Genomic DNA, 12,672 nt, shown 5'->3' with positions numbered 1-12,672 from the left:
ATTTTATTTAAACTTATAACATAACTAACTCCCCCATTACGACAATAGGGGAAGGAAAGGAGACCCTAAATGAAAACAATTATAATTCTAGCAGACGGTGCTGCTGATGAGCCTATTGCCGAACTCGGAGGTAAGACTCCGTTACAAGCTGCAAAAAAACCATATATAGATATGCTGGCGGCTAAAGGGAAAAGTGGAGAACTGGATACAATCCCGGCAGGCTTCAAACCCGGCAGTGAGATAGCCAACCTATCGGTACTGGGATACGATGTTCCCAAAGTATTTGAAGGAAGAGGTTCACTCGAAGCAGCAAGCATGGGGGTGGATATACTTCCCGGAGAGATGGCTATGCGATGCAATCTGATCTGTATAGAAGATGGTAAAATAAAGAATCATTCAGCGGGACATATTTCAAGTGAAGAAGCCAAAGAATTGATTCTTTTCTTAGATAAAGAACTAAACGATGGTAAAGTAAGCTTCTATCCGGGAGTTTCATACCGCCACCTTTTAAAACTAAAAGGCGGAAATAAGAATCTCGATTGTACTGCTCCCCACGATGTTACAGGAACACCGTATAAGGAGGTTCTAATAAAAGCAGAAACGACAGAAGCACAAGAAACAGCCGACTATCTGAATCAGCTCATTATAAAATCTCAGGAACTGCTCAAAGACCATCCGGTAAACAAGAAGCGCATTGCAGAGGGCAAGGATCCTGCAAATAGTATTTGGCCATGGTCTCCGGGGTACCGCCCGCAGATGCAAACATTGCAAGAACTGTTTGGAATCAAAAGTGGATCGGTGATTTCTGCTGTAGACTTAATCATGGGTATTGGTGTATATGCAGGACTGAAATTAATCCACGTAGAAGGAGCAACGGGGTTGTACGACACCAACTATGAAGGAAAGGCGCAAGCTGCGATAGAAGCCCTTAAAAAAGACGATTTCGTATATCTCCACATAGAAGCGAGTGACGAGGCAGGACATGAAGGAGATTATGAACTGAAAACTAAAACAATCGAATATCTTGACAATCGTGTTGTAAAAACAATATATGAAGCAACAAAAGATTGGGACGAACCTCTAACAATTGCTATTTTACCTGACCACCCTACCCCATGTGCTATAAAAACTCATACAAATAAGCCTATACCGTTCATCATATACCGTTCCAACGGAGAAGCTGACAGTGTACAAGTTTACGATGAGTTTGAATCTCCGAAGGGAGCATACGGATTGATACGAGGGAAAGAATTTATGGAAACATTATTTAGCGATAAATGAAAAAAGGAGAAGGTTGAACCTTCTCCTTTGCTATTATTTTTTGAATAGACTTATTTCTTTATCCATTCTTTTTTAACTTCATCATAGATATTCACAAGTTTGATCTTAAACCAAAGTGTTGTATATCCGGGTATTACCTGCACTCCACTGCTATATGATCCTACAGTTCCATAACCAAGTAAGTAAGGAATACAAACCTCGGCTTGTTCATCTATTTTCATATTCTGAAGCATGGTAGCAAATCCATCAATTAACCCACCATTCACTCTAGTCCTAAGTACTATTCCATTTTTGTCACCTTCGGTACTATCAAATGTATATTTAGTATCGTCCAAGCGGAAAAACCAACCTTCATATCTTACAGAAACACTATCCGTAAAAATAGCATACCGATCTATTGAAGGTTCATCTCCGGGAACGAAATCAGTTATCGATTTCCAATATACACTTCCATTACCACTTTGCGAAGGGCGGGCTGTATATCCTGAAGAAGAGGCATCTCTTACCTGCTGTTCATTATATGTTTTCCATTCTTGACTTACAGTGCTGTCATCGTCATCATTCACGCATGAGCCGAAAGAGATGAGAACACCAAATAAAACAGCTAATATTAAAATTCTTCTATTCATATATTCATTATATGGGTTACAATCGGCTTTAACCAATTGTTTTCAATAAATTCTTCATACTTACCTTATCAGCAATAATATCCGATAATTTGTCTATAGCCACACGTTCCTGCTGCATGGTATCACGATAGCGGATTGTTACAGTATTATCCTGCAATGACTGGTGGTCTACAGTAACACAGTAAGGAGTTCCTATCGCATCCTGACGGCGGTAACGCTTGCCGATACTGTCCTTCTCATCGTATTGACATTTAAAGTCAAATTTCAGAGTATCAATAATTTCACGTGCTTTCTCAGGAAGGCCGTCTTTTTTTACCAAAGGTAATACAGCAAGCTTGATAGGAGCCAGAGCTGCCGGCAATCTTAATACTACACGAGTTTCTCCGTCTTCTAACACTTCCTCTGCATAGGCAGCCGAAAGTGTAGATAAGAACATACGGTCTACACCGATAGACGTTTCAATAACGTAAGGAGTGTATGATTTATTGAGTTCAGGATCGAAATATTGTAATTTTTTACCTGAAAACTTCTCATGGCTTGCCAAGTCAAAATCGGTACGAGAGTGTATGCCTTCTACTTCTTTAAATCCGAATGGCATTTCAAATTCGATATCAGTTGCTGCATTTGCATAATGGGCAAGCTTGTCATGGTCGTGGAAACGATATTTATTATCACCGAAACCAAGCGACTTATGCCATTTCATGCGAACCTCTTTCCATTTTGCAAACCAATCGAGCTCTTCTCCCGGACGAACGAAGAACTGCATCTCCATCTGTTCGAACTCACGCATACGGAAGATAAACTGACGAGCTACAATCTCGTTACGGAATGCTTTACCAATCTGGGCAATACCGAAAGGAATCTTCATACGCCCTGTTTTTTGCACATTCAGGAAATTTACAAAAATACCCTGTGCAGTCTCAGGACGAAGATATACTTTCATTGCACCATCGGCAGTAGATCCCATCTCGGTAGAAAACATAAGATTGAACTGACGAACCTCAGTCCAGTTACGTGTTCCGCTGATAGGGTCAACGATCTCGCAATCGAGAATGATTTGACGTAATTCTTCGAGGTTACTATCATTCAAAGCTTTTGCAAAACGAGCATGTACTTCATCACGCTTAGCCTGATTTTCTAATACACGAGGATTGGTTTGACGAAACATGGCTTCATCGAAACTCTCTCCAAATCGTTTTGCAGCTTTTTCTACTTCTTTATTTACTTTGTCGTCTATCTTAGCCAAATAATCTTCGATCAGAACATCGGCACGATAACGCTTTTTACTGTCTTTATTGTCAATCAAAGGATCGTTGAATGCATCAACGTGCCCGGATGCTTTCCAGATAGTAGGATGCATAAAGATAGCAGAATCAATACCAACAACATTTTCATTCAAAAGTACCATACTGTCCCACCAGTATTTTTTGATGTTGTTTTTTAATTCTACACCCATTTGCCCATAATCATATACGGCACTTAGCCCATCATATATTTCACTAGACTGAAAAACAAAACCATACTCCTTGCAATGGGAAACTATCTTCTTAAAAACATCTTCTGACATATTCCTATGACTCTTTTTTACGTTATCTAATAAACAAACAGAACATATCTAATGCCTTATATTGTAAGTTATAATCATTCTGAAAGAGATTATACTTAAACAGGCAATAAACAGATCTGACCTAAAATGAATAAGTTGCACAAAGTAAGCATTTTTTTTTGATATAAAACAGAAGGGTGTTTAACGAATTCTATTGATTTTACACTCTATATAAAAAAACTTATCTTCGTTGTCACTAAAACAAATGTATTCTGATGAGATATTTATATCTTTTACTATTCATCTTTACAACCCTTTCAACTGTGGCTCAAACAGTTGAAAGCAACCCATCAGGATATGTGCAAGGCTCTGTGTATGACTCAATAACAAAAGATCCTATCCCATTTGCCACCGTCAGGCTGCTTAATGAGGCAGATAGCAGCTATATAAAAGGGGTTGCAACCAACGAAAAAGGCAATTTCAAGCTATCGGTTACGAAAGGAAAATACATTTTGGAGGCTTCTTTTTTAGGATATAAAAGATTTTTACAAAACTTTAATATTTCTACACAAAATCCGGGCTATTCATTTGGGAATATCTATCTCGTAGAAAATACCATTCAGCTCAAAGATGCCATTGTAGAAGCTAAAGTCCCCGATATATTGGTCAAAGGCGACACCATCGAATATAATGCCACATCATATACATCTCAGGAGAGTGATATGCTGCAAGACATAATAAAAAATATGCCCGGAGTAGAGATAGACGCACAGGGTAATATATCGGCAAATGGAAAGCCTGTGAAAAAAATACTGGTAGACGGAAAAGAATTTTTCGGAAATGATATTCCGATGGCATTGGCAAACCTACCGGCAAACATGATAAAAAAACTCCAACTCTATAAAGAGGAGTCTGAAACAGCAAAAGTAACCGGATTTAAAGATAAAGATCCCGATCAGGTACTGAATCTCGTTGTAAAAGAAGAACTGAAACAGAGCATCTTTGGAGAAGTAAAAGCCGGATATGGTAGTGACGACAGATACGCCAATAAAGCAATAACAAACTACATGCGCAACGACAATCAGGTGTCTTTAGTCGGAGAAATGAGTAATACCAATGACAATGGGTATCCGATGGGTATGGACAACGGGATTGAGAAGAATAAAAATCTGGGCGCAAATATCTTTCTCCAGCCTTCAGAAAAAATCAGAGTAGGTGGCAGCATCCGCTATGCGGATAACGACAACCTGATGGAAACAAAAACCAATACTCAGACTTTCTTATCTTCGGGTGATCGTTTCTCCAAACAGGATGCATCGTACCGCAGCAAAAGAGAAAATGCAAACTTAGGAATGAACCTGCAATGGAAACCCGATTCGCTCACTACCATTTTTGCACGGTCATACATCAGCCTCAACAACACGAATAATATTCAAAGCTCGACCAATCTTTCTTACGTAGCCGAAAAAGATACCACATCAGGATATTCGAATAGTCAATCGAAAGGTGATGGTTACAACATAAATAATTTTGTAACTATCGGCCGAAAATTGAATGATAAAGGGAGGACGGTGAGCCTTACTTTCAACAATTCGATCAGAAAGGATAACAGCAAAGGAAGCAGTTATTCCCGCACCACATATAGCGAAGGCAAGGATGATAAAATAATAGATCAACAAAACAAGACTGATAATAATACCAACAACTACACTTTATCACTATCGTATGTAGAGCCATTGGGAAAAGACCATAGACTACAGTTTGCATATTCGTATGGGATAAATAATTCGGAGCGGATGCGTGATGTACGCAAAAAAGATGGTGCAGGCAATTACACAATTCTGGATACGGCTTATGCACGAAATACCGAGAATAGATATGTAAATCAAAATATAAGTTTGAACTTCCAGACGACTAAGGAAAAGTATAATTATACGATAGGGCTAAGTATCGATCCGTCATATTCGCGAAGCAAAGTAAGTGTTGCCGATTCTATCATCGAAAACTTGAAGCAGAATGTCATCAACTTTTCGCCAACTCTAAATTTTTCGTATCAGCCAAACGATCACACCAACCTAGATATCAGCTATTCGGGATCGACCAGTCAACCGGGGATCACTCAGCTGTCTGCCGATACCGTTATCGTTAGTGCACTATCTAAATATTATGGAAACCCAAATTTGAAACCAAGCTATAGCAACAACTTCAACGTCTATTATCGGAAATCTGACTACGCCTCAAATCGTTATATGATGCTTTCGGGAGGATTTAATTACACATTCAACAACATTGTGGATTATACTCTGATAGATGATTTGGGGAACAGTACGAATACATATAGAAATGTAAACGGTAATATGGGCGCAAATATAAATTTTATATTCAATACCCCATTACGAAACAAGAAATTCACGGTAGACAACAGCACCTATGCTAATTATTACAAAAATATTGGCTACACGAACGGTGAAGAGGCGAAAACACATAATATAGTACTTAGCGAAAAAGTTTCAGGGAAGTTTAAGGTTGACAAACTTGAAACACGCCTCGAACTGGGTATGACATATAACATAACAAAGAATAATTTGTCGAATGTGCAGGATAGAAACACATCCAACTACAATATCCAACATTCTGTGTTATGGAAACTACCCTACGATTTTTCGATACAGAACTTCCTCAATATGACATATTATGCAGGGTATGGCGATGATTTTAAGAAGAAAGAAATACTTTGGAATGCTTCTGTCTCAAAACTATTCCTGAAAAAGAAAAGAGGTACATTGAAGGTGGAGTTCTATGATATACTGAACGACAGAAATAATCTGTCACGGTATGTAAGCAGTAACTACATGTCAGACTCGCGCACGAATAGCATCAACAGATACTTCATGTTTAGCTTCTCTTATAAGTTTAATATTATCAAGAGTAAGGGAAAAAGTAATGATGGCGATATCGACGAAATAGAATACAATTAAAGACTCAGGCTTACCTCCCGGCTTCCATCCTCTTGTACTTTTACATAAACATTTACCGTATCTTTTGGCAGTAAAGTGTCAACTTTCTCGGGCCATTCGATAAAGCAAAGGCTGCCGCTATAAAAGTAATCTTCGTAGCCAAAATCAAAAACTTCCTCAATTTTATTGATACGATAAAAGTCGAAATGATAGATCAATTCTCCACTGTCGGAACGATATTCGTTTACGATAGCAAACGTAGGGCTGTTGATGGTATCAGATACTCCGAGATTCTCGCAGACAGCTTTTATAAATGTCGTTTTACCTGCTCCCATATCTCCATGAAAAGCAAATACAGTATTATCGCCCATAGCACGGATAAACTCGAGAGCCGCCTCGTCTATTTTATCTAGTGATTCTATCTTTATATTCATATTCAAAATTATTTTACGATGTACCTTCTGATTGCAAAGATATATTTTGGAAAACAAATTTTCTGTTATTTCCCGATCAAAGTAATAAAAGGAACAATCATTTCTTCGAGCGAAATACCCCCATGCTGAAATGTATCTGTGTAATAAGACGCATAGTAATTATAATTGTTAGGATAAGCAAAAAAATCGTCGCCTGTAGCAAAGATATACTTAGAGCTGATATGCAATGCGGGCAAACCTATCTTTTCGGGAGAATGGATGTCGTATACTTTTTTGCGGTCATAATCCAGATTGCGCCCTACCTTGTAACGAATATTCGTATTCACCGTCTTATCGCCGATTACCTTGAGCGGATTTTTTACCCGTATCGTTCCATGATCGGTAGTCAAAATAATTTTATATCCCATTGCTTTTGCCTTCTTCAGAATATCCATTGTACTCGAATGCTTAAACCAAGACCGAGTCAAAGAACGATAAGCTGCTTCGTCGGATGCAAGTTCCCGTATCATTCTCGATTCTGTGCGGGCATGGGAAAGCATATCCACAAAGTTGATAACAACTACATTGAGTTGCTTATTGCTTAGCCGATCCATCCCTTGCAGCAGTTTTTCTCCCGATGAAGAGGACAATAGCTTATTGTATGAGAATGTATAATTTTTTCTGTATCGCTCAATCTGGGTTTGCAGTAAGGCTTCTTCATTCAGATTTTTACTTTCATCCTCGTCTTCATCCACCCAAAGATCGGGATACAATTTGGCCATCTGAGAAGGCATCAACCCCGAAAAAATAGCGTTGCGTGCATATTGAGTCGCAGTGGGTAATATGCTTAGGTATTCATCTTCGGAAATTGTAAAATCATTTGCCAAAAGATCTTTTATATCAGACCACTGATCGAGTCTGAAATTATCAATAAGGATAAAGAATAATTTTTCGCCATTATCCAAGAGTGGAAATACTCTCTGCGAAAAAAGCTCAGGGCTTATCAAAGGTCTCTTATCCGGATTTTCAACCCACGACTCATAATTCTTCTTTACAAACTTACAGTAACTATTATTGGCTTCATTCTTTTGTATCCGAAGCAAATCCATTAAGGGGCTGTCTGATGCTGCCAGCTCAAGCTCCCAATAAACAAGCTTTTTGTATATATCCACCCATTGCTCGTACGTATTCGAATCATTTATCTGCGCACTGATTTTATTAAATTCTTCACGATAGCCCTCAACCGTAACCTCTGAAACGATATCGTCCTTGTGCAAGTTTTTCTTGATGGAAAGAAGAATTTGATTGGGATTGACGGGCTTGATAAGATAGTCTGCTATCTTTTTCCCGATGGCATGAGTCATAATCCCTTCATCTTCGCTTTTTGTAATCATAATAACGGGAATATTGGGATTGATCTCTTTGATGATGCTTAATGCATCGAGACCCGAAACACCCGGCATATTTTCGTCAAGAAAAACAATGTCGAAAGATTCACTTTTTATACTATCAACAGCATCCTGACCGCTATTTACGGGGGTGACTTCATATCCCTTCTCTTCTAAAAAAAGGATATGCGATCGTAGCATATAAATTTCATCGTCAGCCCAAAGTATCCGTCTTTTCCTCATTTATAATCTATTAAATAAAGCAAACCACATAATTTGAAGATAAAGTGGCTTGCTATATCATTCGTTGCACTTTATTATCAAAAGTACAAACAGAAGTTCAATATGAAAATTTGAGATTGTTAAACTTTATTATTTAAACTCCTTGTTTATTTCGTTCAACAAATACTCTTTGGGATCGGAGCTATATTCCCAAAACATCACTCCTCCCATTTTATTATCCAATACATACTTGCATTTTTCTTTTACTGACTCCTCATCGTCGTAAGTAACAAATACTCCTTTGTAGAAATTGAACAAGTATGGCGCACGTGCACTCTCATCCCAATATCGATAATATTCGTTCTGATTTACAAGGCTATCCTTGATGTAAGTATACCCCCTACCCCTTATTTGTTCTGCAACAGGATCGCCAATACCTTTAGACGCTCCTTTCTTCAGATTAAAAGCACGTCCGTAAAAAGCAATACCCATCACTAGCTTTTCGGCGGGAACACCAGCGGCTAAATATGCCTTTACGGCTACATCAGCCCCTTGCTTTTGCGGATATTTATCCGAAGGATAGAGGTTGGTATGATGTATCGCCTGTTCATTACTTTGCGAATCGTATGTCATTATATTTATATAGTCGAGATATTGCTGTGCTTTATTCATTTCGGTGCTATCTACAAACTGCTGAAAACCACCAACAGCCGTTGTTAATAGATATTTCTTATCAGTCTCTTTTTCCAAAGCATCAAGTTCATCTCTGATAGCAGCAAACATCAACGTATAATTATGCTTGTCTTCGGGACGATATACATTCCCCACATCACCCGGAAGAGCAGGATATTCCCAATCGATGTCTACCCCATCGAGATTGTTATTTTTCATGATTTCCACCGCAGATTTAGCAAATATTTTCTGTCCTTCAGTAGTCAGTACGGCATCCGAAAAATTACGGCTCCAAGACCAGCCTCCGATAGAGATCAGGATTTTGAGATCAGGGTTTTGCTGCCTCAATTCGTTTAGCTTCCTGAAATTGGTCGTATCGGTCGCCTCGTTGGTAAGAAATGCTTTTCCATCCTTTACATCGACAAAGGCATAGTTGATATGCGTAATTTTGTTAGGCGAGATTTTGTCTACATCCACTAAACCATTATATCCTCCCACATAAGCGATGATAACGGGGCGTGAAGGTTCACCTGATGTCTTTGACTTCTTGCCACACGAACAGAAACCCGTGAAAATAAGGGCACATAGAATGCCATACGTAAAGATGTTTTTCATGCTATTATTTTTTTGATAGTTTGCTTTGAATACAAAACTAAGAAAAATAAGTGTAAATTAATCAGTTAGCAAAAGAGATTTATTTTTCAATATATGACTTAATAGCCACTACGTACTCCTCAAAAATTTTCTCATAGAAAGTCCGTATTTCATTTCATTAAAATTATCTCATTATAAAGAGCTCTTTGATATAATGGGATATTTTAGGTAGTTACACAATAAAGAAAAGTGACAATAAAAAACAGGATAAAAAGTGTCACTTTTGTCACCTTTTAACAATTCCGCTTCAACAAAAGACATAGAAAATAAAAACGGCATAAGCCATAAAGCCCATGCCGTCATTATATGATATGATATTATTTATAAGCTATCTCCAAAATCTTCTCTGAATTTAGCCATCAATCGCTGCGGCCAATCATTTATCGGTTCGAGCCCTCCCATAAAAAAGCGAAGAACAGGCGGTTCGTATACGAATTTCAGCCCTCCTATCAGGTTGCGATTTTCATATAGCCATGTCATCCGATCTTCCACATATTTGATTTGTGAAAGAGTAAACACACGACGAGGAACAGCCAAGCGAAGTAATTCCATATCTGCATAAGTCTCGTTGCCATATTCATCACGCTGGTTAGATACCGACCCTCTCTCCATACCACGTACACCCGAGATAAGGAAAAACGCAGCGGCTAAGGCACCCGCCGGATATTCTTTTTGAGGGATATGAGAACAAATTTCCATCGCATTGACGTGTGCGCCTAATACACCGGGAGGTGTCACTACAGGAATGCCTTTCTTTTCGAAAGCATTAACCAAATATTCAATAAACTGCGGGCTTTGGCATATCATACCCTCATCCAATGTTTCATACAGTCCGATGGCAATAGCTTCTATCTCACGAACCGACATACCGCCATAGGTAAGGAATCCTTCGAACAGAGGAACAAGCGGTTCCAACTCTTTCATGATGGCGTAATCATTTGTGCAGATACCGCCGCCACGTGACGAACTCAGTTTTCGTGCCGAGAAGTAAACCAAGTCGGCAAGATCGGTCATTGCAAGAATAATCTCAGCCATCGAGCTGTTCTTAAATTCCTCCTCACGTTGCTTGATCAGCCATGCATTTTCTCCTAGCAAACTAGCATCGAGGACAAGGCGTATTTTGTATTTATCGGCAATAGCACGCACACCCCGAAAGTTTTCCATCGAGAAAGGCTGTCCGCCAATAAGGTTGGTAGATGCTTCCATGCGGATATAAGGAATATTGGCAGCACCATGTTTGTTGATGCATTTCTCGAGCTTTTCAAGGTTCATATTCCCTTTAAACGGGTGCTTGCTATTTATCACATAGGCTTCATCATAGAGCAATTCTTCGATTTTACCGCCATATTGGGTAATGTGTGCCATTGCTGTAGTGAAGTGATAGTTCATCGGCACAATGCTTCCCTTACGAATATAAGCGTTGGATATAATATTCTCCGCTGCGCGTCCTTGATGTACGGGAAGAAGATATTTTTTACCGAGTACTTCCTCCACAGCTTTCTGATAGCGGACAAAGCTTTGCGATCCGGCGTAAGCATCATCGGCGATCATCATAGCACCCATCTGGCGATCACTCAATGCATTGGTACCGCTGTCGGTAAGCATATCCAGGAATACATCTTTTGTGTCGAGCCTGAATGTATTGAATCCGGCTTCGTAAAGAGCTTCCAAACGACGTTCAATTGGGACTAAATGTAATTTTTGTACAACACGCACCTTGTGCAATTCCAGCGGAATACTTTCTCCACTGTAGAATTTAATCTTAGAAGAGTTTTCTGACATGATATTAGTTTATAGTAATGCTAAAAATTAGATTTCGCAATTTATAAATAAATATCTGATAAACAAATGAAAAAGATGCAAGGAAGTGGCTAATATGCAAAATTTACTCGTTTTAATTTCTTTTTTGAAACAAATAGTCATAATTTTAAAAAGGAACAATTCCCTTGCTTTATTTGTTAAATTAGTTACTCTCCGAATAATGTATAAACATCAAATATAAATTACATGGAAAAAGTAAAATTGAATAATGGTATAGATATACCATGGGTTGGACTAGGCGTATTCCGCTTGGAAGACAACAAGGAAGCTGAAAAGGTGATCGGAACCGCATTGTCAGTTGGATACAGGCATATTGACACAGCCATGTATTATCACAACGAAGAAGCTGTAGGAAAAGCAATTAAAAACTCGGGTATTCCTCGGGAAGAAATATTCGTAACCACAAAGATGTGGAACTCAGACCAGCGAAGCGGTAAGGTAAAAGAAGCCTTTGAGACCAGCTTGAAAAAACTTGATCTCGATTACATCGATCTATATCTGGTTCACTGGCCTGTAGAAGGGAAGTTCATAGAAACATGGAAAAAGTTTGAGGAAATATATGAAACAGGTAAAGTAAAAGCAATTGGCGTCAGCAATTTCAAGCAATACCACTTGGAGGCATTGGCGAAAGAATCGACTATAACTCCTGCCGTAAATCAGATAGAATTGCATCCATACCTTGTACAAGAAAATGATTTGAGCTATTGCAAGAAAGCAGGTATACGTGTAGAAGCATGGAGCCCGTTTGCGGCGAATCAGACGGGATTGTTCGACGAAAAGACATTGACTAACCTCGCAGACAAGTATTCGAAATCTCCGGCTCAGATAATACTCCGTTGGGATTACCAACGTGGAGTAGTAACCATCCCTAAGTCAGCAAACGAGAAGCGCATGGTTGAGAATCTGGATATCTTCGATTTCAGCCTGAACGATGATGAAATCAAAAGCATAAACTTGCTGGATAAAAATCTGCGTATCGGACCTGACCCGGATCATGTAGATTTCTAAAAATGCTTATCACGCAATTCATTAAAGCAAGTAAGAAATAGGGTAATGATATACGTCGGGTGGTTAAAATATGAGCTTTAT

The 12,672-nt window shown here is 38.8% G+C and carries 9 protein-coding genes; 3 read left to right on the top strand and 6 right to left on the bottom strand.

Annotated elements, in window-relative coordinates:
* Window positions 1-69: 69 nt before the first annotated feature.
* Window positions 70-1,281 (top strand): cofactor-independent phosphoglycerate mutase, encoded by a 1,212-nt coding sequence (locus HMPREF9456_RS01365; protein ID WP_006841652.1) that lies wholly within the window; start codon window positions 70-72, stop codon window positions 1,279-1,281.
* Between the two features lie 50 nt (window positions 1,282-1,331).
* Here HMPREF9456_RS01365 and HMPREF9456_RS01360 read toward each other — a convergent pair whose 3' ends face one another.
* Both HMPREF9456_RS01360 and HMPREF9456_RS01355 read right to left on the bottom strand, forming a co-directional pair.
* The gene (locus tag HMPREF9456_RS01360; RefSeq protein WP_006841651.1) at window positions 1,332-1,910 is read right to left on the bottom strand and encodes an FKBP-type peptidyl-prolyl cis-trans isomerase; all 579 of its coding nucleotides are present in this window, start codon (window positions 1,908-1,910) and stop codon (window positions 1,332-1,334) included.
* 28 nt (window positions 1,911-1,938) lie between these two features.
* The gene (locus tag HMPREF9456_RS01355) at window positions 1,939-3,477 is read right to left on the bottom strand and encodes a glycine--tRNA ligase (protein ID WP_006841650.1); all 1,539 of its coding nucleotides are present in this window, start codon (window positions 3,475-3,477) and stop codon (window positions 1,939-1,941) included.
* Window positions 3,478-3,731: 254 nt separating this feature from the next.
* On the opposite strand from HMPREF9456_RS01355, the gene HMPREF9456_RS01350 reads away from it, so the two are divergent.
* The gene (locus tag HMPREF9456_RS01350) at window positions 3,732-6,434 is read left to right on the top strand and encodes an outer membrane beta-barrel protein (protein WP_006841649.1); all 2,703 of its coding nucleotides are present in this window, start codon (window positions 3,732-3,734) and stop codon (window positions 6,432-6,434) included.
* Here the strand turns inward: HMPREF9456_RS01350 and tsaE are convergent.
* From tsaE to HMPREF9456_RS01330, 4 genes are all read right to left on the bottom strand, one after another.
* The gene (gene tsaE / locus HMPREF9456_RS01345) at window positions 6,431-6,847 is read right to left on the bottom strand and encodes a tRNA (adenosine(37)-N6)-threonylcarbamoyltransferase complex ATPase subunit type 1 TsaE (protein WP_006841648.1); all 417 of its coding nucleotides are present in this window, start codon (window positions 6,845-6,847) and stop codon (window positions 6,431-6,433) included. The genes HMPREF9456_RS01350 and tsaE overlap by 4 nt on opposite strands.
* Window positions 6,848-6,912: 65 nt before the next feature.
* Window positions 6,913-8,457, bottom strand: a complete 1,545-nt coding sequence (porX, locus tag HMPREF9456_RS01340; RefSeq protein WP_006841647.1) for a T9SS response regulator signal transducer PorX — start codon at window positions 8,455-8,457, stop codon at window positions 6,913-6,915.
* 129 nt (window positions 8,458-8,586) lie between these two features.
* Window positions 8,587-9,723, bottom strand: coding sequence for a glycoside hydrolase family 18 protein (locus HMPREF9456_RS01335; protein WP_006841646.1), 1,137 nt, complete (start codon window positions 9,721-9,723; stop codon window positions 8,587-8,589).
* Between the two features lie 360 nt (window positions 9,724-10,083).
* On the bottom strand, window positions 10,084-11,544 hold the full coding sequence (locus HMPREF9456_RS01330; RefSeq protein WP_006841644.1) for a tryptophanase: 1,461 nt from the start codon (window positions 11,542-11,544) through the stop codon (window positions 10,084-10,086).
* Between the two features lie 225 nt (window positions 11,545-11,769).
* Here HMPREF9456_RS01330 and HMPREF9456_RS01325 point away from each other — a divergent pair, with 225 nt between their 5' ends.
* On the top strand, window positions 11,770-12,591 hold the full coding sequence (locus tag HMPREF9456_RS01325) for an aldo/keto reductase (RefSeq protein ID WP_006841643.1): 822 nt from the start codon (window positions 11,770-11,772) through the stop codon (window positions 12,589-12,591).
* Window positions 12,592-12,672: the final 81 nt, after the last annotated feature.

It is taken from the genome of Dysgonomonas mossii DSM 22836 (assembly GCF_000213575.1).
In the GTDB taxonomy this organism is placed as follows: Bacteria; Bacteroidota; Bacteroidia; order Bacteroidales; family Dysgonomonadaceae; genus Dysgonomonas; species Dysgonomonas mossii.
Note: the sequence above shows the minus strand (reverse complement) of the source record. Positions and strands in the feature narration are given on the sequence as shown.

Excerpts from the sequence above, each read along its gene's own strand:
- HMPREF9456_RS01325 (WP_006841643.1), top strand. The coding sequence starts at position 11,770 with ATGGAAAAAGTAAAATTGAATAATGGTATAGATATACCATGGGTTGGA.
- tsaE (WP_006841648.1), bottom strand. The coding sequence starts at position 6,847 with ATGAATATAAAGATAGAATCACTAGATAAAATAGACGAGGCGGCTCTC.
- HMPREF9456_RS01335 (WP_006841646.1), bottom strand. The coding sequence starts at position 9,723 with ATGAAAAACATCTTTACGTATGGCATTCTATGTGCCCTTATTTTCACG.
- HMPREF9456_RS01355 (WP_006841650.1), bottom strand. The coding sequence starts at position 3,477 with ATGTCAGAAGATGTTTTTAAGAAGATAGTTTCCCATTGCAAGGAGTAT.
- HMPREF9456_RS01360 (WP_006841651.1), bottom strand. The coding sequence starts at position 1,910 with ATGAATAGAAGAATTTTAATATTAGCTGTTTTATTTGGTGTTCTCATC.
- HMPREF9456_RS01330 (WP_006841644.1), bottom strand. The coding sequence starts at position 11,544 with ATGTCAGAAAACTCTTCTAAGATTAAATTCTACAGTGGAGAAAGTATT.
- HMPREF9456_RS01350 (WP_006841649.1), top strand. The coding sequence starts at position 3,732 with ATGAGATATTTATATCTTTTACTATTCATCTTTACAACCCTTTCAACT.
- porX (WP_006841647.1), bottom strand. The coding sequence starts at position 8,457 with ATGAGGAAAAGACGGATACTTTGGGCTGACGATGAAATTTATATGCTA.
- HMPREF9456_RS01365 (WP_006841652.1), top strand. The coding sequence starts at position 70 with ATGAAAACAATTATAATTCTAGCAGACGGTGCTGCTGATGAGCCTATT.